The organism is Marinobacter iranensis (assembly GCF_029207565.1).
Lineage (GTDB): Bacteria > Pseudomonadota > Gammaproteobacteria > Pseudomonadales > Oleiphilaceae > Marinobacter > Marinobacter iranensis.
This window is the reverse complement of sequence record NZ_JANCMW010000005.1, coordinates 221,807-242,425: the sequence shown is the minus strand read 5'-3', so window position 1 is coordinate 242,425 and position 20,619 is coordinate 221,807. Positions and strand designations below refer to the sequence as shown.

At 57.6% G+C, this 20,619-nt stretch carries 20 protein-coding genes and 1 tRNA gene; 19 read left to right on the top strand and 2 right to left on the bottom strand.

Translation table 11 applies throughout. From position 1 onward, the window contains the following. The first annotated feature begins 21 nt into the window (after positions 1 to 21). Positions 22 to 840: an NADPH-dependent 7-cyano-7-deazaguanine reductase QueF gene (gene queF / locus NLU14_RS10575; RefSeq protein ID WP_275706207.1), complete on the top strand. Its 819-nt coding sequence runs from the start codon at positions 22 to 24 to the stop codon at positions 838 to 840. Between the two features lie 11 nt (positions 841 to 851). Here the strand turns inward: queF and NLU14_RS10570 are convergent, their stop codons facing one another. Together NLU14_RS10570 and NLU14_RS10565 are read right to left on the bottom strand one after the other, a co-directional pair. Further along, positions 852 to 2,288 carry an adenylate/guanylate cyclase domain-containing protein gene (locus tag NLU14_RS10570; protein ID WP_275706206.1) on the bottom strand — a complete coding sequence of 479 codons (1,437 nt, stop codon included), beginning with the start codon at positions 2,286 to 2,288 and terminating at the stop codon, positions 852 to 854. 1 nt (position 2,289) lies between these two features. Continuing rightward, positions 2,290 to 2,601: an Mpo1-like protein gene (locus NLU14_RS10565; RefSeq protein WP_275706205.1), complete on the bottom strand. Its 312-nt coding sequence runs from the start codon at positions 2,599 to 2,601 to the stop codon at positions 2,290 to 2,292. Positions 2,602 to 2,761: 160 nt separating this feature from the next. Here NLU14_RS10565 and NLU14_RS10560 point away from each other — a divergent pair, with 160 nt between their 5' ends. The 18 genes from NLU14_RS10560 (at position 2,762) to secF (ending at position 20,615) form a co-directional block, all read left to right on the top strand. Next, a complete protein-coding gene (locus NLU14_RS10560; protein ID WP_275706204.1) occupies positions 2,762 to 3,319 on the top strand; it encodes a nitroreductase family protein in 558 nt (185 codons plus the stop codon). Between the two features lie 203 nt (positions 3,320 to 3,522). After that, complete coding sequence (gene flgB / locus NLU14_RS10555; protein ID WP_275706203.1) at positions 3,523 to 3,921, top strand: flagellar basal body rod protein FlgB; 399 nt, start codon at positions 3,523 to 3,525, stop codon at positions 3,919 to 3,921. Between the two features lie 33 nt (positions 3,922 to 3,954). Beyond that, positions 3,955 to 4,404: a flagellar basal body rod protein FlgC gene (gene flgC, locus NLU14_RS10550; protein ID WP_275706201.1), complete on the top strand. Its 450-nt coding sequence runs from the start codon at positions 3,955 to 3,957 to the stop codon at positions 4,402 to 4,404. A gap of 18 nt (positions 4,405 to 4,422) precedes the next feature. Beyond that, positions 4,423 to 5,100, top strand: coding sequence for a flagellar hook assembly protein FlgD (locus tag NLU14_RS10545; protein ID WP_275706200.1), 678 nt, complete (start codon positions 4,423 to 4,425; stop codon positions 5,098 to 5,100). 27 nt (positions 5,101 to 5,127) lie between these two features. After that, positions 5,128 to 7,032 carry a flagellar hook protein FlgE gene (locus tag NLU14_RS10540; protein WP_275706199.1) on the top strand — a complete coding sequence of 635 codons (1,905 nt, stop codon included), beginning with the start codon at positions 5,128 to 5,130 and terminating at the stop codon, positions 7,030 to 7,032. A gap of 82 nt (positions 7,033 to 7,114) precedes the next feature. After that, entirely contained in the window at positions 7,115 to 7,867 is a 753-nt protein-coding gene (locus NLU14_RS10535; RefSeq protein ID WP_275706198.1) for a flagellar basal body rod protein FlgF, read from the top strand. A gap of 84 nt (positions 7,868 to 7,951) precedes the next feature. Next, complete coding sequence (gene flgG, locus NLU14_RS10530; RefSeq protein ID WP_275706197.1) at positions 7,952 to 8,740, top strand: flagellar basal-body rod protein FlgG; 789 nt, start codon at positions 7,952 to 7,954, stop codon at positions 8,738 to 8,740. 29 nt (positions 8,741 to 8,769) lie between these two features. Beyond that, positions 8,770 to 9,477: a flagellar basal body L-ring protein FlgH gene (gene flgH, locus NLU14_RS10525; RefSeq protein ID WP_275706196.1), complete on the top strand. Its 708-nt coding sequence runs from the start codon at positions 8,770 to 8,772 to the stop codon at positions 9,475 to 9,477. Beyond that, on the top strand, positions 9,474 to 10,571 hold the full coding sequence (locus NLU14_RS10520) for a flagellar basal body P-ring protein FlgI (RefSeq protein ID WP_275706195.1): 1,098 nt from the start codon (positions 9,474 to 9,476) through the stop codon (positions 10,569 to 10,571). Before flgH ends, NLU14_RS10520 begins: the two co-directional genes overlap by 4 nt. A gap of 8 nt (positions 10,572 to 10,579) precedes the next feature. Next, positions 10,580 to 11,569, top strand: coding sequence for a flagellar assembly peptidoglycan hydrolase FlgJ (gene flgJ, locus NLU14_RS10515; protein ID WP_275706194.1), 990 nt, complete (start codon positions 10,580 to 10,582; stop codon positions 11,567 to 11,569). Positions 11,570 to 11,573: 4 nt separating this feature from the next. Beyond that, complete coding sequence (gene flgK / locus NLU14_RS10510) at positions 11,574 to 13,622, top strand: flagellar hook-associated protein FlgK (protein WP_275706193.1); 2,049 nt, start codon at positions 11,574 to 11,576, stop codon at positions 13,620 to 13,622. Positions 13,623 to 13,641: 19 nt separating this feature from the next. Next, complete coding sequence (gene flgL, locus NLU14_RS10505; RefSeq protein WP_275706192.1) at positions 13,642 to 14,853, top strand: flagellar hook-associated protein FlgL; 1,212 nt, start codon at positions 13,642 to 13,644, stop codon at positions 14,851 to 14,853. Positions 14,854 to 14,935: 82 nt separating this feature from the next. Beyond that, positions 14,936 to 15,022, top strand: a tRNA-Leu gene (locus NLU14_RS10500). 41 nt (positions 15,023 to 15,063) lie between these two features. After that, positions 15,064 to 16,155 carry a tRNA preQ1(34) S-adenosylmethionine ribosyltransferase-isomerase QueA gene (gene queA / locus NLU14_RS10495; protein ID WP_275706191.1) on the top strand — a complete coding sequence of 364 codons (1,092 nt, stop codon included), beginning with the start codon at positions 15,064 to 15,066 and terminating at the stop codon, positions 16,153 to 16,155. Between the two features lie 14 nt (positions 16,156 to 16,169). Next, complete coding sequence (tgt, locus tag NLU14_RS10490) at positions 16,170 to 17,288, top strand: tRNA guanosine(34) transglycosylase Tgt (RefSeq protein ID WP_275706252.1); 1,119 nt, start codon at positions 16,170 to 16,172, stop codon at positions 17,286 to 17,288. Positions 17,289 to 17,348: 60 nt separating this feature from the next. Then, positions 17,349 to 17,711: a preprotein translocase subunit YajC gene (yajC, locus tag NLU14_RS10485; protein ID WP_275706190.1), complete on the top strand. Its 363-nt coding sequence runs from the start codon at positions 17,349 to 17,351 to the stop codon at positions 17,709 to 17,711. 80 nt (positions 17,712 to 17,791) lie between these two features. Next, positions 17,792 to 19,666: a protein translocase subunit SecD gene (secD, locus tag NLU14_RS10480; protein WP_275706189.1), complete on the top strand. Its 1,875-nt coding sequence runs from the start codon at positions 17,792 to 17,794 to the stop codon at positions 19,664 to 19,666. Beyond that, positions 19,659 to 20,615, top strand: a complete 957-nt coding sequence (gene secF / locus NLU14_RS10475) for a protein translocase subunit SecF (RefSeq protein WP_275706188.1) — start codon at positions 19,659 to 19,661, stop codon at positions 20,613 to 20,615. The genes secD and secF overlap by 8 nt, the downstream gene beginning before the upstream one ends. Positions 20,616 to 20,619 lie beyond the last annotated feature (4 nt).

Sequence of the window (20,619 nt, the reverse complement as noted above, 5' to 3'; positions counted from 1 at the left end):
TGTCTGGTTCCAGGATTGATCATGGCCCTTATTGATGCCCCGCTGGGCAAACCCAGCGACTACCCGGATGCCTATGATCCGCAATTGCTGTTTCCCGTGGCCAGGGACGAGAACCGCCGCCGCATCGGGCTGGACGACGGGCGCTGGCCCTGGTTCGGGGACGATCTCTGGCAGGCCTGGGAAATATCCTGGCTGCGCCCCGGCGGTGTTCCCGCCGTGACGTGGGCGGAAATCCGCGTGCCCTCGGCGTCGCCGTCCATTATCGAGTCCAAATCCCTCAAGCTGTACCTGAATTCCCTGAACCAGACGGTGTTTTCTTCCGCTGACCAGGTCAGGGACGTGATTGCCCGGGACCTGTCCAGTGCCAGCGGTGCCTCCGTGCATGTGGATCTGCACAGTGTCGACCAGGGTGCGAGGGCGGTCGGACGGCCGGAAGGCTTTGTGCTGATCGACGACGAGGAAGTGGATTCCGTTGGCTATGACTACAACCCGGACAGCCTGCATGCCGGTGGCGAGGTGGTATCGGAAAAACTGTGCTCACACCTGCTGAAGAGTAACTGCCCGGTAACGGGCCAGCCGGACTGGGCGACGGTGATGATTGAATACACCGGACCGGCCATCAGCCGGGCAGGATTGTTGCGCTACATCGTGAGTTTTCGCCAGAAGCAGGACTTCCATGAGCATTGTGTGGAAACGATGTTTACCGACCTGATGGCCCGCTGCAAGCCACAACAGTTGTCGGTGTGTGCCCGTTATACCCGAAGGGGCGGGCTGGATATCAATCCGTGGCGCAGTACGACGCCGGAAGACGCGGCAGGGCCGAGGTTAATCAGGCAGTAATCGTGGGCGGGTCAGGAATCCTCTTCCTGGCGCAGCCGCTCGGCGGCATCCTCCAGCGCGGTGAGGATGGATTCCCGTTCCCGCTCGGTGATTTTCTCCGAATCCAGGTACATGGCGAAGCCACTGTGCTCGTGCTCCAGGAAGCTGCGGTTGGGGCCCATGTCGCGGCGGAAGTCCACCACTTCATAAATGGATACCGGGCGGCCAAAGCCTTTCACGGTAATCTCGCCCTTGTCCCGGCACATGATGCGGTCCTTGATCAGCGAGAAGGTCTCGTAGGAGATCAGGATTTCGCCGGGTTCGGCAAGGGATTCCAGGCGGCTGGCCAGGTTCACTTCCTTACCGATGATGGTGTAGTCCATGCGGTTCTCGGCGCCGAAGTTGCCCACGGTGGTGTACCCGGTGCTGATGCCCATGCGGATTTCCAGGGGCGTCTTGATGCCCTGGCTACGCCATTTCTGGCGCATGATCTTCATGTGCTTGCGCATTTCCACCGCCATGGACACACAGGCGAAGGCGTCCTCTTTCTGGCCCCGGCTGGTGGGGTCGCCGAAGAAGATCATAATGGAATCGCCAACGAACTTGTCGATGGTGCCGCCGTACTTGAGGGCCACTTCCGACATTTCATTGAAATAGTGGTTCAGCAACTCGGTCAACGCTTCGGGTTCCATCTCCTCGGACAGTTCGGTAAAGCCCTTGATGTCGGAGAAGAACACGGCCAGTTTCTTGCGCTGGGTTTCCAGCCGCACATCCCGCTCACCGGTAAAGATGGACTGCCACACCTGGGGAGAAAGGTACTTGGACAGCTTGTGGGACAGCGCAATGGACTGTTCTCGTTGATTCTGGATCTGGGTCTTTGCCATCATCAGGGCCCGGGCCTGCTGATGGGAGTAGAAGGCGGTGACACAGATGTAGAGGCCGGTGGCGAGGATTGCAATGATGCTGGTGATCATCGGCGACTCAAAAGACCCGGCGGGCCCCACAATGGCAACGCCAATGGCGCCGCAGGCAGCCATGATTATGGTGCCGAACAGCCATTGGCGGATGCCGCCGACAATCAGGCAACTGAACATCAGCATCAGCACCACAGCCACCGAGGGTATGGCGATCAGCCCGATGCAGCCCACGAATCCGCCCCCGATGGCGCAATCCACCATCAGCATTTTCTGGCGTATGCGGGGTGAATGGCGAAGGAAGGTTTTGCGGGTCAGTTGATGGGCGATGTGTGGCCAGGTGAGGGCGCCGGCGAGTAACCACAACATCCACAGTCCGAAAACGTCCTGAAGGACGCCTGAAATGATGATCCCGGCCGTTGCGGTGTATGCCAGTATCCTGCCGCTGTAGTCCGGCATGGGCGGGATGGCGATCGGGTTGTTCTGCGAATCCAGCACAGCGGACTTGCCGGCGCTGGAGCTGGCATTACGCAGGTCGATCGGTGCGCTCATCATTTCAGAAACGGATCCGCCCGATCAGCATATCCCTGAACATCACCCAGTCGCCCATCAGGCTATAGAGTGGATATTTGAAGGTGGCGGGCCGGTTTTTCTCAAAACCGTAATGGCCAACCCAGGCAAACCCGTAGCCAATGACCGGCAGAAGCAACAAATAGAGGAACTTGGCCGTTACAATGGCGTAGAGTGCAACAAGGATGACCAGGAGGCTGCCGACGAAGTGAAGCCTGCGGCAGTTTGCATCACTGTGTTCTTCGAGATAGTACGGATAGAATTCCGCGAAACTGCGGAACGTTTGCTGTTGGCTCATAAGGCGTCTACCGGCTCATTTATCGTTTTTTGAGGTAGAGAGTACTTATTCATCGTGGAAAGTACTTAGACTAAAGACTAACAGTAAACTATCTGCCTCACAATTCATACGAGCGTTTAGGCCCGAACTGACGGAACCATTCCGACCATAGCGAGATGATATGACTGCAGTAATGGATGCCTTGTTGAAACGGTCTTCAGAGTCACGCCTGACAACCCCGGCACCGGACCAGGCAACCCTGGATAAAGCCTTCGCCTGTGCGGCCAGGGCTCCGGATCATGCGTTGCTCAGGCCATGGCGATACCTGGTTATCGAGGGTGAGAACGCATTGAGTGCACTCGGTGATCTGTTTGCCGCCACACTGGACGACGGCGCGTCGGAAAAAGAGCGAAGCAAAATTCGCAAGAAGGCACAGCGGGCTCCCATGGTGATCGTTGGCATTGCCTCCCACCAGACCCACCCCAAGGTACCCGAGATTGAGCAGACCATGTCGGCCGCCGTGGGTATGGGGTATTTGCTGCTGGCGCTGGAGTCTGCCGGGTTCGGCGGTATGTGGCGTACCGGCGCCATGGCTTACAACGCGGATATCGCTAGAGGCCTGGGGTTGGCTGACCATGAGATTATTACCGGCTTCCTCTATACCGGTAGTGTGAGTTCACCCAAGCCAGAGGTACCGAGACCCGCCCCGGACGATTTCGTCAGCCGCTGGCCAGGGTAGTTGCCGCTGATTGCCCCTGCCGCTCACGGCGGGGGAAATCCCTTGCCGCTTTGCCCCTGTTTTTCCTGCCGCGTGGCGGGCACTTTCGCCCCAGCCCGCACCCCGCAACAACTCCTGAAAACTGGCATTGGGATTGCAGACACCTCTTCAAGAACGCACAACCGGCAAACAAGTCAACGCCGTGTGCAGGAATCGGAGGCGTTATGGCAATTTCCCTGGACAAAGCATTAGGCATTCATCAGCACGCCCTGGAAGGCCGGGTTAAACGTGCAGAGGTGCTGGCGAACAATCTCGCCAACGCCGACACTCCGGGCTACAAGGCGCGGGATGTGGACTTCCAGGCGATGATGCAAAAAGCCCAGGACAGCATGAGTGGCGTCGGGATGACCCGCACCCACGAGTCTCACATGGATACGTCCTCCATGGGCATGGACAGCGAATTGCTGTACCGGGTCCCACACCAGCCGTCTGTTGATGGCAACACCGTGGATGCCCAGCAGGAGCAGGCCCGCTTCATGCGCAATGCCATGGATTACCAGGCCAGCTTCCAGTTCCTGGATGGAAAAATTTCGGGTATCAAAAAGGCACTCTCTGGCCAATAAGCCGGGCGCAGCCACTAATTGAGGAGCACCACCATGTCCCTGGGTAGTATTTTCGACATCGCCGGTTCCGGTATGACAGCCCAGTCGCTGCGGCTGAACACCACTGCGTCCAATATTGCCAACACCGAGACTGCCAGTTCCAGCACGGACCAGACCTACCGTGCCCGTAAACCAGTCTTCGCGGCCATTCAGCAATCCATGTTGAACCCGTCGCAGCAGGGCATGGCTTTCGGGAGCGACGAAGGCGCCGGTGCAGGCGTGCGGGTGGAAGGCATTGTCGAGAGCGATGCCGAGTTGCAGATGCGCTACCAGCCTGATCATCCGGCGGCCAACGAAGACGGGTATGTGTTTTACCCCAATGTCAATGTGGTTGAAGAGATGGCCGACATGATGTCTTCGTCGCGCAGTTTCCAGATGAACGTGGACATTATGAACAGCGCCAAATCCATGATGCAGCGCATCCTGACCCTGGGTCAGCAGTAACCGAGCGAGGATTGAATCATGAGCGTAGTTAACCCGGCAGACGCCTCGGATGTGCTGAGCAAATATCGCGTCCAGCAGGAACAGACAAACAATGGCAGCAATGAGCTCGGCAAGAACGAGTTCATGGAGCTGATGATTGCGCAGCTCAAGAACCAGAATCCCCTTGAACCGCAGGACAACGGCGAGTTCATTTCACAGCTGGCCCAGTTCAGTTCGCTGGAGGAGATTCAAAGCCTTTCCGGCAGCGTGGATGATATGACCAGCCAGTTCCGCTCCACGCAGGCGTTGCAGGCCTCTGCAATGGTGGGCCGTACCGTGCTGGCTCCGTCTTCTTTTGGTGTCCTGGGCGATGATGGTGAAATTTCCGGCAATGTGGCGGTTCCGGCCACAACCTCCGGGCTGAGGATTTCCATCGAGAATGAGTCTGGCGAGCGGGTACGACAGATTGATATGGGTGAACAACAGCCCGGCCTGGCCGCGTTCAGTTGGGATGGCAAGGATGGCAACGGCAACAGTTTGCCACCCGGCCGCTACAAGGTGGTGGCAGAGGCTTCCTACCCCGGCGGGCTTGAGCAACTGGGCACCATGGTGAGCGCCAACGTGGACAGCGTGTCCCTGGGCCAGGGCGGCAGCATTACCCTGAACCTTGCTGGCATGGGCTCGATTGCCATGTCGGATGTTCAACAGATTAATTGATACCGGCGAAACAGCACGAGGTGAAGTATGGCTTTCAACATAGGTCTTAGCGGCTTAAGGGCATCATCGGTTGACCTTGAAGTCACCGGTAACAACATTGCCAACGCCAGCACGGTTGGCTTCAAGGGAAGTAGAGCTCAGTTTGGCGATCTCTACTCCAGTGGTTTCCTGAGTTCCGGATCCACATCGGTAGGCAATGGCGTGAAGGTTCAGGACGTAAAGCAGTCGTTCGGCCAGGGTAATATCAGCGGCACCGGCAACGGCCTTGACATGGCGATCGACGGGGATGGCTTTTTCGTTCTTAACAACGGTGGTGAGATCCGCTATTCACGTGCAGGCCAGTTCAATATTGACCAAGAAGGGTTCGTCATCAATAACCAAAACATGCGTGTTCAGGGTTACACTGCAGATGATGGCGGCAACCTGTCCGGGGTTCGCGGGGATCTCCGGGTTGAAACCAGCAATCTCTCACCTCGTCGTACCACCAGCCTGCGCTCCGAGCTGAACCTGGATTCCCGCGAAACGGTTCTGGAACGCCGGGTGGCGGATATGGGCGACTTTACGGCGCCAGCCGGCTCAACCGGTTTTCCCTCTGAAACCTTCGAGATTACCTACGAAGATGGCAGCGTGGTGAGTGTACCCGTTAATGCCGGCACCCCTCCTGATCCCAATTTCTCGGCTGCCGATGTGGTCGATGCACTGAACGGCCAGGATGGGCTTTCCGCCTCCGCAACCACAACCTATGAAGGCATGTCGGAAGCAGACCTGAACGCCGCTATTGCGGCTGGCAACTTCAGCTTTGACCTGTCTGTGGGTGGGGTCTCCGTACCGGTGGATACCACGGGTGTGACAGATGCCGCTTCCCTGGTGAATGCGATTAATGATGCCCAGGCACCGACCATCTCGGCGTCGATAACCGGTGGCAACCTGAGGTTGATCGATAACCGTGGTAACAACCTGACCGCTGGCTTCACCAGTGATGGCCCGAACCAGGCAAATGAAACCACGGTTGGCACGGTCAGGCCGCAAGCCGACCGGGAGATTACGGGCATCGCTTCAACCAGCGGTGCCACCAATCTCACGGATTCCTGGGACGCGCGCAACATCGAAATCACCAATCAGTTCAACCCGCTGGACCAGCGTACCTATAACCATGCGACTTCCACCAACATCTATGACAGCCTGGGCAACTCTCATGAGATAACCCAGTTTTATGTCAAACAGCCATCGCCGGGTAACGGTGTGGGTGTGAGTGAGTGGTCTGTCTACCTGCAGATTGATGGTGAGTACGTCAGCGGTACTGATCAGAACCCCTATCTGGCACGGTTTGACCAGGATGGAAACCTGGCGTCAGTGAACGGCGACCCCAATGGTGAAATTCTGGTGGATGACTGGACCCCGAAAGATGCGGACGGTACCCCCAATGGAGCGGATGGTCCTCCGGGCCCGGGTGACAACATCACCACCCCTATCCCGGAACCGCCCACCACCTCTGCGTTCGTGCTGGACCTTGGTAATACCACCCAGTACGGCAGTGAATTCGGGGTGAACGACCAGCAGCAGAACGGCTATGCAACTGGCCGGCTGTCCGGGCTGGATGTGTCTGACCAGGGGGTCCTGTTTGCCCGCTATACCAATGGCCAGTCCAAGTCCCTGGGGCAGGTGGCACTTGCCGCCTTCAATAATATAGACGGGTTGTCACCGGTCGGTGACACCAGTTGGGTTGAAACCTTCGAGTCCGGCCAGCCAATTGTTGGCGCACCCGATACCGGCACGCTTGGATCAATCAAGGCCAGTTCCATTGAGGAGTCCAACGTGGACCTGTCCGCGGAGTTGGTGAACCTGATCATTGCCCAGCGGAACTACCAGGCTAACGCCAAGACCATTGAGACCTCCGACGCCGTTACCCAGACGGTGATCAACCTTCGCTAACCCTGAAAGCTGAACATGGCACAACTCCTGCTAGAACACTGGAAAGACTGGAAACAGTCAATATTCCGGCAGGAGTTTTCCCATGGACAAAGCCCTCTATATTGGAATGTCCGGCGCCAAGCAGAACATGCTGTCCCAGCGCGCCCACGCCAACAACCTGGCTAACGTCAGTACCACCGGTTTCAAGCGGGATTTTGCTCAGGCCCGCAGCATGCCGGTTTTCGGTGAACACCATCCCACACGGGCCTACGCCATGGCCGAAAGGCCCGGCACGGACCTCTCCGCCGGTGCGCTTATGGACACCGGCCGCAAGCTGGACGTTGCACTTGAAGGCGATGGCTGGCTGGCGGTGCAGAACCAGCAGGGCGAGGAAGTCTTCACCCGCTCCGGCAGCATGCAGATTGATGTAAACGGCCTGATGCGCCTCTCCAGCGGCGAAATGGTGATGGGGAATGGCGGGCCGGTCGCGTTGCCGCCTTTCGATAACGTGCAAATCGGCGCGGACGGAACCATATCGGTGGTTCCTGTCGGTGGCCCACCGGACCAGTTGGTTGAGGTGGACCGGTTGAAACTGGTGAACCCGCCCTCCGAAGCACTGGAAAAAGGTGAAGACGGTTTTATTCGCCGCAAGGCCGACCAGGCGCTGGATGGCCCGGAACCTCCCGACGCCAACATGCGGGTGGTATCGGGCTTCCTGGAGAGCTCGAACGTGAATGCGGTTGAAGAGATGATTTCAAACCTGCAGTTGTCCCGTCAGTACGAGATGCAGGTGAAGATAATGACCACCGCCAATGAGAATTCCGAGGCTTCGGCACGACTGTTGCAGAATCTCTGATAAACCTTTCGAACATCGCCCGGGCGGGCGCGAAAGCGGCAAGAATCGGCCGCCTCCCGACAGTCCCGGCAAGGAGTAGATGACATGCATCCAGCACTTTGGGTCAGCAAAACCGGGTTGAGCGCGCAGGACACCAACATGGCCACGATCTCCAACAACCTGGCCAACGTGAACACCACCGGTTTCAAACGCGACCGGGCCGTGTTCCAGGATCTGCTGTACCAGATCGACCGGCAACCCGGTGGTCTGAATACCCAGAATTCGGAGTTGCCGTCCGGCCTTCAACTGGGTACCGGTGTGCGCATCGTTGGTACTGCCAAGCAGTTCTCCCAGGGCAACCTGGAAGTCACTGAGCAGCCACTCGACATGGCCGTGGATGGCCGGGGCTTTATGCAGATATTGCTGCCGGATGGCCAGATTGCCTACACCCGAGATGGCCAGTTCCAGCTTAACTCCGATGGCGACATCGTGAACCCGGATGGCTACACCCTTGAGCCGAACATCAACGTGCCGGAGAACGCCACCAACATCACCATCGGTAAGGATGGCACCGTGTCTGCGGTTACCGATGACCAGGCGGCGCCGATCAACCTTGGTGAAATTACCCTGGTGGATTTCATCAACCCTCAGGGTCTGCAGGCGATCGGTAACAACCTCTACAAGGCAACCAATGCCAGCGGTGATCCCGCGGAAGGTGAGCCCGGAATCGGCGGCCTGGGCACTCTTGAGCAGGGCATGGTCGAGGCTTCCAACGTGGAAGTGGTGGAGGAGCTGGTCAATATGATCACCACCCAGCGCGCTTACGAAATGAACTCGAAAGTAGTCTCTGCCACCGACCAGATGCTGCAGTTCATCACCAACAACATTGGTTAACCGGTAGCGGACGGCAGGAAGGGGATACCATGACACCCATTATTTTCAATCACAGAGAACTCAGGCACCACGGCGGCACCGTTGCCCTCGTTATAGCGCTTGTCGTCCTCCAGGGTTGTACCGCCATGAGCCGGCCCCGCGCCATTCCGGACGACCCGCAGTACGCTCCGGTGCGTGCCGAAGTAATGATGCAGCGGGATCCCGAATCGGGTGCCATTTACCAGTCTTCCCGCAATTACAGCCTGTACGGGGATACCGTGGCACTGAACGTCGGTGACATCCTTACGGTGACCCTTGAGGAGTCCACCCGTGCCAGCAAGAACGCCGAGAGCAGTATTACCAAGGACAATGAAATCTCCATGCTGGATCCGCAAATTCTGGGAAATGGCAACTTTGGCCTGGCAACCGACATTAACCTGGAGCGCGACTTCGAGGGCCAGGCGGAAGCGGACCAGAGCAACAGCCTGAACGGTAATATCACCGTAACCGTCACGGAAGTGCTGCCAAATGGCGTTCTGCATATTCGTGGTGAGAAATGGCTGTCGCTGACCAACGGCGATGAATACATCCGTCTGACCGGGCTTGTGCGCCCGGAGGATATCTCACCGGATAACACCGTTGCTTCCAATCGTATTGCAGACGCCCGCATCGCCTACGGCGGTACCGGTGATTTCGACCAGGCCAACCAAATGGGCTGGCTGGCACGATTCTTTAACAGTGAGTGGTTTCCGCTATGAAAATGCTGAGATTCGGCATAATGGTGTTAGCGCTGTCGGTTATCGCTGCGCCGGTGCTGGCGGACCGCCTGAAGGACCTGGCGCGTATCAAGGGCGTGCGTAGCAACCAACTGGTGGGTTACGGCCTGGTGGTGGGCCTTGATGGTACTGGTGACAAGGCACCGTTTACCAACCAGACCTTCCGTAACATGATGAGCCAGTTTGGCATCACCCTGCCACCGGGAGTGAACCCCAACCTTGCGAATGTGGCAGCGGTGACTGTTACCGCCAGCCTGCCTCCGTTTGCCAAGCCCGGTCAGTCAATGGACATCACCGTGTCGTCCATCGGTAATGCCGACAGCCTGCGTGGTGGAACCCTGCTGATGACGCCGTTGAAAGGTGCTGACGACCAGATATACGCCATGGCCCAGGGCAGCCTTGTGGTGGGTGGCTTTGGCGCCCAGGGTGCGGATGGCTCCCGAATCACCGTTAACGTTCCCAGCGTCGGCCGTATTCCAAATGGGGCCACTATTGAGAGGGAAGTGACCTCACCGTTCTCCCGTGGCGACACCATTACCTTCAACCTGTTAAGGCCGGATTTCACCACTGCGCGCCGCGTGGTGGAGGCCATTAACGGCCATTTGGGCCCCGACATGGCCTATGCCCACGATGCCACGGCCGTATCCGTGAAGGCGCCCCGGGATCCGTCACAGAGGGTGAGCTTCCTTTCGATCCTTGAAAATATCAATGTCGATCCGGCACAGGATGCCGCCAAGGTGGTCATTAACAGCCGCACGGGCACCATTGTGGTGGGGCAGAACGTCAAGGTCAGCCCGGCGGCGGTCACCCACGGTAACCTGACAGTGACCATTCAGGAGAATCCCGAAGTCAATCAACCGAACCCCTTCACCGATGGCGAAACCGTTATTGAACCCAATACGCAGATTGCCATTACCGAAGAACCGGCAAGGATGTTCAAGTTTGGCCCGGCTGTCACATTGAATGAAATAGTCCAGGCGGTGAACCAGGTCGGTGCGGCGCCCGGTGACGTCATGGCAGTATTGGAAGCGCTTAAACAGGCCGGCGCTCTTCGGGCCGAACTGATCGTGATATAGGTGACGTGATGCAGGATTTCAGTGTCCAGAAAGCTCAGGTCTACACCGATTTCGGCGGTCTCAATGCGCTTAAGACCCAGGCCAGGACCGACAAGGAAGCGGCGCTGGTGGAAGTGGCGAAGCAGTTTGAAGGCCTGTTCCTGTCGGAAATGGTCAAGTCCATGCGCAAGGCTGGCGATGTGTTTGCGGAAGGTAACTATCTCAACAGTCAGCAATCGGAATTCTATCGCGAGATGTTTGACAACCAGCTCAGTCTGACGCTCTCGCAGAAGCAGGGTACCGGGATTGCCGAGGCCCTGGTACGGCAGCTTAGCCGCCAGATTCCGGGCATGGATGAAAAAGGCGAACCGATGGCGGCCCACAAGAAAACGCTGGCGGATTACGACCGCAGTTTGCCGGTGCTGTCTCCGCGTTTGCCCGAGCAGGTGGACAAGGTCAATCAGGTGGCTGATACCGCTACGTCTCCGACTGCGCCGGAAGCGAATGCAACGCTGCCAGACAGGTTCGAGTCTCCGGAGCAGTTTGTTCGCGAATTGCTGCCAGTGGCTGAGAAGGTAGCGGCGCAAACCGGTATCAATCCGCGCCTGATGATTGCCCAGGCGGCACTGGAAACCGGCTGGGGCCGGCATATGATCGAAGGCGAGGGTGGCTCACCGAGCTTTAACCTGTTTGGTATCAAGGCGGACAGGCGCTGGCAGGGTGAATCCGTGGATATCGCGACGACCGAGTTCAGGGAAGGTGTTCCGATGAATGAACGTGCTGCTTTCCGAGCCTATCCGGACTATGAGTCCAGCTTCCGGGATTACGTGTCGTTCCTGGAATCCAACCCCCGGTACCGGGATGTATTGGCAGCGGCCGATGACCCCGACCAGTTCGCAACCAGATTGCAGGAAGCCGGGTACGCTACCGACCCGAACTACGGCGCCAAGATTCGCCGCATCATGAACAATGACTCCATGACAACGTTGTCCATGGGTACCCGCGGGGCTGAGGAGTAAGGTTATGGCAGGGCTTATTAATATTGGCTTGACCGGTATCCTCGGGCACCAGGCGGCACTGAATACCACTGGTAACAACATTACCAATGCCAACACCCCCGGCTACAGCCGCCAGGAAGTGCAGTTCGAAACCCAGACGGCACAGCGTACGGGGGCCGGCTCCATTGGTACCGGAGTTAACGTTACCGATATCCGCCGGCTGGCGAACGAATACATCACACAACAGGTGCGGGAAGATAGCGCCCTGTTTGGTGAGCAGCAAGCGTTGAACTCCGAGTTATCGCGCCTGGACAACCTGCTTGGCGGTGAGTCCACTGGCCTGAGTAACGCCCTGAACAACTTCTTTGCCAGCCTGCAGAATGCTGCCGAGGACCCGGCTTCGCTGCCCCAGCGGCAGTTGGTGCTGAGCGAGGCGCAGCAGGTGGTGAACCGCTTCGAAGCCCTCAACCAGGAATTCATTCAGCAGCGGGAATCCGTCAAGACCCAGATGGAGCAGGGCGTGAATGATGCCAATACGCTGCTAAAGAGTATTGCCGAACTGAATCTTGCCATCTCGGAGTCTCCTGGTTTGGCCCAGGGGCGCGAGCCCAATGAGTTGCTGGACAAGCGCGACGAAAAACTCCGTCAATTGTCTGAACTGGTGAGCATCAATGTGGTGCAGGCGGAAGGCAGCCAGGTCAATGTGTCGCTGCGCAACGGCCAGTCCCTGGTAGTGGGTGACAAGGCGGCGCAACTGGGTACCCGTGATAACGCAGAGGACCCGACCACCCTGGAATTCACCCTGACCACTGGCGGCCGGACCCTGAACGTGGATAGCCAGATCAACGGTGGCACGCTTGGCGGCCTTCGGCGCTTTGAGTCAGAAGCCCTGCAGCCCGCGTTCAATGAGCTCGGGCGGGTTGCCATTGCGTTGTCGGACACCCTCAATCACCAGCATGAAATCGGCATGGACCTGGAGGGCGATCTCGGTGGCCTGTTCTTCAGTGACATCAATTCCGAAGCTGCCCAGCGCGGCCGAGTGATTGCCAATGCCAACAATGGCGCCCCCAGGGACGCACAACTGGCTGTGGAGATTATCGACAGCTCCCAACTTCCCGCCGGCAGCTGGTCGCTCCAGTTTGGTGGCGACGGCCGGAACTTTGAACTGGTGGACCGGGTAACGGGAGAGGTGGTTAACCAGGGCCGCCTGCCAGACCCGGTACAGTCCGAGATTTCCATGCCCGGGTTCAATATTCGCGTGGAAGGCGGCACCTTCAATGCCGGTGACAAGTTCCTGATCGAGCCCACACGTAACGCGGCCGCGAATATTGACCTGCAGGTCAGCCGTGAAGAGGACCTGGCGTTTGCAAGCCCGGTCAGGGCGGAGGGTGCTGCGGGTAATACCGGTGATGCCACCATAAACCAGGGCAAAATGCTTGATGTCAGGGACCCGTTCACCAACTCGCTGCTGAGCAATTTCCGGCAGGACGGGCAACTGGACCCACCCCTGGATGTTCAGTTCCGTGATGACGGTGGCCAATTGGTTTACGACATTGTTGATGCGGACTCGGGCACCGTACTGCAGGCAGGCGATGCCGGTGCGGTGCCGCCGGTGAATGTGTTCCAGCCGGGCCAGTCCAACAAACTGTTTACCGAGGACCCACGTTCTCCGGACTATGTCGGCTTCCAGTTTGAAATTTCGGGCAATCCCAGGGCAGGGGATTCCTTCAGCATCAACTACAACACCAACGGTGTGTCCGATAACCGCAACGCCGAGTTCCTGGCCGCGCTTGGAACGGAAAACACCCTCAATAGCGGCAGCCAGAGCTTTGCCGAAGGCTATGCCGGGCTGGTTGAGGCTGTCGGTGTGAAGACCCGGCAAAGCCAATTGGACAAGGATGCTGGCCAAACCCTGCTGGAGCAGTCCAGCAACCAGCGCGAATCGGTTTCCGGCGTAAACCTTGATGAGGAAGCCGGTAAGCTGATCCAGTACCAGGCTGCCTATAACGCCTCTGCTCAGGTAATGAGCGTGGCCCAGGATTTGTTCAATACCCTGTTACAGAGTTTCCGGTAACAGCGTGAGGTGATGTGACATGATCAGAATTTCATCACAGCAGATATTTACCGGTGGAATTAACCGGTTGCAGGAACTCAACAGCAGCCTGAACCAGACCCAGGAGCAGATCTCTACGGGCAAGCGGGTAAACAGGCCGTCGGATGATCCTGTTGCGGCGGCAAGAATTCTCAAGCTGGACCAGGAGCTCTCGCGCATAGAAACCTACCAGCGCAACGCCGGGCTTGCCGAGAACCGGTTGCAGCAGGAGGAGAGTGCATTGGCAGGTTCCGTCGATGTGATCCAGCGAATTCGGGAATTGACGGTTCAGGCGGGTAATGGCTCCTTGTCGGCGAACGATCGCAAGTCCATTTCCTCTGAAATGAAAGAGCGAATCGGGCAACTGGCCAACGTTGCCAATACCCGGGATGCCTCCGGTGAGTATATCTTCAGCGGGTTCCAGGGTTCCACCGCCGCATTCGGTAAGGATGCCTCCGGGAGCTGGGTCTACCAGGGAGATGAAGGCCAGCGCGTACTGGAGATTGATGATGGTGTTACAGTTCCCATCAGCGACCATGGCAAGGGCATTTATTCGTCGATTCCCGCGGCAGTGTTCGCTGAGGGAGATCCCGGCAATGCGGCGGCTGCGCGGATTGATGGAATTCAGGTGGTTGAAAATGGCGCTTTTTCGGCGGTCTCGCCGGATGACATTACCATCACCGTCGACACCACGGCGGGAACGATTAGCGCGGTGAACAGCCGCACGGGTGATCCGCTAACCGTGACGCCTGCAACCTACACCAGCGGGGAACCGTTTGAGGTTGCCGGCGTTGAGGCCACTATCACCGATGCCGGCGATGGCGATGAGTTCACCCTTCGTGCCGGGGAGAAGCAGTCGGTGTTTGCCACCATCGAAAATCTCATTGATGGTCTGGATAACATCGACAAGAGCTCACCGGGCGGCCAGGCTGCCTACGATGACCTGATTGCCGCCTCATTGCAGAACCTGGACAACGCTCAGGAAACCATCGTGCAGAAACAGACTGAGCTTGGCGGGCGCCTGAATGCCGTGGACTCCACCAAATCGTTCCTGGAAGACTCATCGGTCTACAGCGAGGATATCCGCTCCCAGTTGCGGGACGTGGATTACGCCGAGGCCATCAGCACCCTGAGCTTCCAGAGTTTCGTGCTACAGGCCGCGCAGCAGTCATTTGCCCAGGTCTCCCAGTTGTCATTGTTTGACCGCCTGTAAAAAAGCCTGCCGGAACAAGGAAGTCCGGCACTTGTTATTGCTTTCAGATTCAACCTCAGTATAATCCCCAGCACTCTCCGATGGCGGCGTGGTGAAATTGGTAGACACGACGGATTCAAAATCCGTTGGGGTAAAACCCGTGGCGGTTCGAGTCCGCCCGCCGCTACCACTTACAAGCCGCTCAACGCGGTGTCGTGAACAGTCCATCCAATGAACGTCTCCGATTTTCACTTTGATCTACCGGATGAGCTTATTGCCCGGTATCCACTCAAAGAGCGCAGTGCGTCCCGGTTGCTCAGCCTTGATGGGTTGTCCGGTAGTACCAGTCACCTTCGTTTCACCGACCTGCCAGACTTGCTCCAGCCAGGGGATTTGCTGGTCTTCAACGATACCCGAGTGATTCCCGCGCGCCTGTTTTGCCGCAAGGAAACCGGCGGACAGGTGGAAGTACTGGTTGAGCGCGTGCTCGGGGAGCGCGAAATCCTTGCCCACGTAAGGGCCTCCAAGGCGTTGAAAGAGGGCCAGAAAGTCCTGCTTGAGGACGGCACGCCGTTACGGATGACCGGTCGGGATGACGCACTGTTTCACCTATTTTGTGAGAGCGATGAGGCCATCCTTGATGTGCTTGACCGGATAGGTCATATGCCGCTGCCTCCTTATGTGGACCGTCCCGATGAGTCTTCTGACCGCGAGCGTTACCAGACGGTGTATGCCCGGGAATCGGGCGCGGTGGCGGCACCGACGGCCGGTTTGCATTTCGACGACCGGATTCTGACCGAGCTTGAATCCCGCGGTATTGAAAGCGCCTTTGTGACCCTGCACGTGGGTGCTGGCACTTTTCAGCCCGTTCGTGTGGAGCACATCGAAAACCATGTGATGCACAGCGAAGTGGCCCATGTTCCGCAACAGACCGTTGATGCGGTTAATGCGGCCCGGGCCCGGGGTGGCCGTGTTGTCGCAGTGGGGACCACATCGGTACGCTCTCTCGAATCGGCCAGCCGTGGCGGGATGCTCAGACCCTTCAGGGGGGAGACCGATATTTTTATTTACCCGGGCTATCGTTTCCAGACCGTGGACGCCATGGTTACCAATTTTCATTTGCCTGAATCCACGCTGATCATGCTGGTCAGCGCATTTGCGGGCTTTCAGAATGTGATGTCGGCCTATCGGGAAGCCGTTGCAGAGCGTTACCGCTTTTTCAGTTACGGTGACGCCATGTTTATCACAGGGCAGGAGCCCAGCCTGGGTGCCCTGACATCCTGTGCCGGGGAAGGGCATGCAGAATCCGGAGAGCAATCATGAATGACCAATGTTATATGTCCTTTGAAAAGCTAGGTGAGGATGGTCGTGCACGGCGTGGGCGCCTGACTTTCCCCCGGGGTACCGTGGAAACCCCGGCTTTCATGCCGGTGGGCACCTACGGCACCGTCAAGGGTATGCTGCCAAGGGACATCAAGGATATTGGTGCGGAGATCATCCTTGGCAATACTTTTCACCTGATGCTTCGACCGGGCACGGAAGTGGTGAAGGCCCACGGCGACCTGCATGATTTTACCCAATGGCACGGCCCGATCCTCACCGACTCGGGCGGCTTTCAGGTATTCAGCCTGGGGGAAATGCGCAAGATCACCGAGGCGGGCGTTACCTTCCGGTCTCCCATAGACGGTTCCCCGGTTGAGTTGTCTCCGGAAATCGCCATGCAGGTGCAGCGTGACCTGGGCTCCGACATCGTGATGATTTTCGATGAGTGCACGCCATACCCTGCCACCGAGAAGCAGGCCAGTGAGTCCATGGAACTTTCCCTTCGCTGGGCCGGTCGGAGCAAACGGGCCCACGAAGGCAATCCGGCTGCCTTGTTCGGCATTGTCCAGGGCGGCATGTACGAATCCCTGCGGGAGCGTTCGCTACAGGGCCTGACGGATATTGGTTTCGATGGTTATGCCATTGGGGGATTGTCGGTGGGGGAGCCCAAGGAGGACATGATTCGGATTCTGGACCACCTGTCACCGATAATGCCGGAAGATCGCCCTCGCTATCTGATGGGCGTTGGCCGGCCGGAAGACATTGTGGAAGCGGTTCGTCGTGGCGTGGATATGTTCGACTGTGTGATGCCCACCCGCAATGCCCGCAACGGTTACCTGTTTACCTCCACAGGCATCGTCAAGATCCGCAATGCCAGGCATCGCCATGATACCGCGCCGCTTGACGACCAGTGTGACTGTTACACCTGCCAGAACTTTTCGAGAAGTTATCTGCATCATCTGGATAAATGTGGAGAAATGCTCGGCTCACAACTCAATACCATCCACAATCTGCGTTACTATCAGAACGTGATGGCCGGATTGCGTGGCGCAATTGAAGCAGGTACATTGTCGGACTTTATCAGCGACTTCTATGCCCGCCGGGGTGAAACCGTGCCGCCAATGGCACAATGACTGCGGCTTAAGCCGATTCTGAACCGCTACCTGAACTTTTCTTAAAAACGGAGATAGTCAATGAAATCAATCAAGTTACTTGTTGCTGCATTCTTTGCTGCGATGCCGGCACTGGCCATGGCGCAGGACCCGGGTGCCGGGGGTATGGGAGTGATGGGGCAGGTGATTTTCTTTGCCGGCTTTATCCTGATTTTCTACTTCCTGATCTGGCGTCCCCAGTCCAAGCGTGCGAAAGAGCACAAGGCACTGATGGCTGGCCTGAACAAGGGCGATGAAGTGGTTACTTCCGGCGGCATGGCCGGCAAGATCACCAAGGTTACCGACGATTTTATCGTGGTTGAAATCGCCGACAACGTTGAAGTCAAGGTTCAGAAAGTTGCTGTTGCAGCGGCACTTCCGAAAGGAACTCTGAAGGACGTCTGATCGCCCGGTTTTCGACTCAGGTCTGAATTTGCCAAGCTGAAACATCACAGCCGGCCCGTTGGCTGGCTTAAAGGGACCCCATGCTGAACAAGTATCCGCTCTGGAAAAACCTGGTTATCCTGATCGCGCTGGTGATCGGGTTTGTCTATGCCTTGCCCAACGTATTCCCTGACGACTTTGCTGTGCAGATTACCGGTGCCCGGAGCAGTACCGACGTCGATCAGAGAATTCTGGATAGGGCAGTCGACGCACTCGAGGCAGAGGGCATTGCCGTCAAGAGCACTGAGATGCAGGAGCGGGACGCCCTGATCCGGCTGAACAGCGCCGAAGCCCAGTTGCGGGCACGGCCGGTTGTTCAGGAGGCAGTTGGCAGGGATTACCTCGTTGCCCTGAACATGGCCCCTTCAACGCCGGAATGGCTGAAGAGTTTGGGTGCGGGCCCGATGAAGCTGGGGCTCGACCTTCGTGGTGGTGTCCACTTCCTGCTGGAAGTGGATATGGAAACGGCAGTGGATCAACGCCTTGAAGCCATGTCCGGCCAGATCAAGCGGGAATTACGGGAAGAGCGTGTGCGCTATCGTGGTGGCGATGTGGAGGGGGACCGTTCCATTGTTCTGACCTTCCGTGATGAAGCCTCCCGCAGTGAAGCCTTCCAGCTGATCCGCGATCAGTACAACCAGTTCCTGCTGGACGAACAGAGCGAAGATGGTGAGTACCGTCTGGTGCTCACCATGTCCGAAGCGGAGATCAAGTCGATCCAGGATTACGCGCTGGAGCAGAACCTGACAACCATCCGCAACCGGGTGAACGAACTGGGGGTTGCCGAGCCTCTGGTTCAGCGCCAGGGTTCGGACAGAATCATCGTTGAGTTGCCGGGAGTCCAGGACACTGCGGCGGCCAAGCGTGTGCTTGGTGCCACAGCCAACCTCGAGTTTCGCCTTGAGGCGCGTCAGGACGCACCGGCAGCCAGTACCGAGACGTTTCCGTTCCGCGACAATCCCAATCGCGAGGCCCGTCTGGAGCGCGACGTCATTGTAACCGGTGACAATGTCTCCAATGCCCAGCAGGCGTTCGATGAGAACGGTCAGCCACAGGTTAATATCACCATGGATTCGGTGGGCGGTGACCTTATGAACCGGGCAACCCGCAACGCCATCGGTCGTCGCATGGCGGTGCTGTTCATTGAGTACCGCACGGAAACAGAAGAAGTGGTCGTGGATGGCGAAACCCGTACCGTCGACAACCGCGTGGTCGAAAAGGGCATTATCAGCCTTGCGACGATCCAGTCCGCGTTGGGAAGCAGTTTCCGTATTACCGGCCTCGACTCCATTCCGGAAGCCTCGGAACTGGCCCTGTTGTTACGGGCCGGTTCCCTGGCTGCCCCGATGTACTTTGTTCAGGAGCGCACCATAGGCCCAAGCCTGGGCCAAAAGAACATTGATGCTGGCATGATGTCCGTTTTGCTCGGCTTCGTATTGGTGCTCTGTTACATGGTGGTGTATTACCGCGGCTTTGGCGTTATTGCCAACATCGCCCTGACGCTCAACCTGATGTTGCTGATTGCGTGTATGTCAATCCTGTCCGCTACCCTCACGCTGCCGGGTATTGCAGGTATTGTGCTGACGGTCGGTATGGCGGTGGATGCCAACGTGCTGATCTTCGAGCGGATAAAGGAAGAGCTGAAAATGGGCGTACCGCCACAGTCAGCGATTAACGCTGGTTACTCCAGGGCCTTTGTATCGATTTTCGATGCCAATATCACCACCCTGCTGGTAGCGGTGATCCTGTTTGCAATGGGGTCGGGCCCGGTGAAAGGATTCGCGGTGACACTGTCGATCGGTATCCTTACGTCGATGTTCTCCGGGCTAATGGTCAGCCGTAGCATCGTAAATCTTGTATACGGCGGTCGAAAGGTCGAAAAGCTGTCGATCGGAGGGAAGTTGGCCAATGTCTGAAGTTGAGAAAAAACCTATCGACTTTATGGGCTTCCGGAAGATTGCTTCCGTGGTCTCTATCGCCCTGATTGTTATCTCTGTCGCGCTACTGGCGACACGCGGCCTGAACTATGGGCTTGATTTTACCGGAGGCACATCCGTTGAGCTTGAGTATCAGCAGGCTCCTGCGCTGAGTAATATCCGGCAGACACTGGAGGCGGCGGGGTACGAGCAGTTCGTGGTACAGAATTTTGGCTCGGACACCACGGTACTGGTGAGAATGGCAGAGGCTGAGAATGACCAACTGGCAGTTGAGGTGGTGGAAGCCCTGAAGGCCGGTGGTGCCGAGCTGGATTTGGTCAGTTCCTCGTTTATCGGTTCCCAGGTTGGTGAGCAGTTAAAGGAAGACAGTGGTCTGGGTTTGCTGATTGCATTGGCTGTCGTGCTGATCTACGTCGGGATGCGCTTCCAGTTCAAGTTCGGTATTGCCGCGGTGCTGCCACTGGCCCACGACGTCATCATCGTGCTCGGTGTGTTTTCACTGTTCGGGTGGACCTTTGACCTGACTGTGCTGGCTGCCTTGCTTGCGGTTATCGGTTACTCCCTGAACGACACCATTGTTGTAGCCGACCGGATCCGTGAAAACTTCCGCAAGATGCGGGAAGGTGATTCCGAGCACATCATCAACGAGTCCATCCACCAGACGATCAGCCGGACCATCAACACCTCCGGTACCACCCTGGTGGTGTTGCTCGCCCTGTACTTCCTGGGTGGTGAGGCGATCAACAACTTTGCGCTCGCGCTCATCATTGGTGTGGTCGTCGGTACCTACTCCTCCATCTATGTGTCTGCCAACCTGCTGGTTGCCCTGGGTGTTGCCCGTGAGGACCTGATTGTGCCGCCGAAGGAAGGGTTGGCCGGGCAGGAAGAGGAAGAAGAGCAACCGCCTGAGTGGCTGAACCGGATGTAAACCG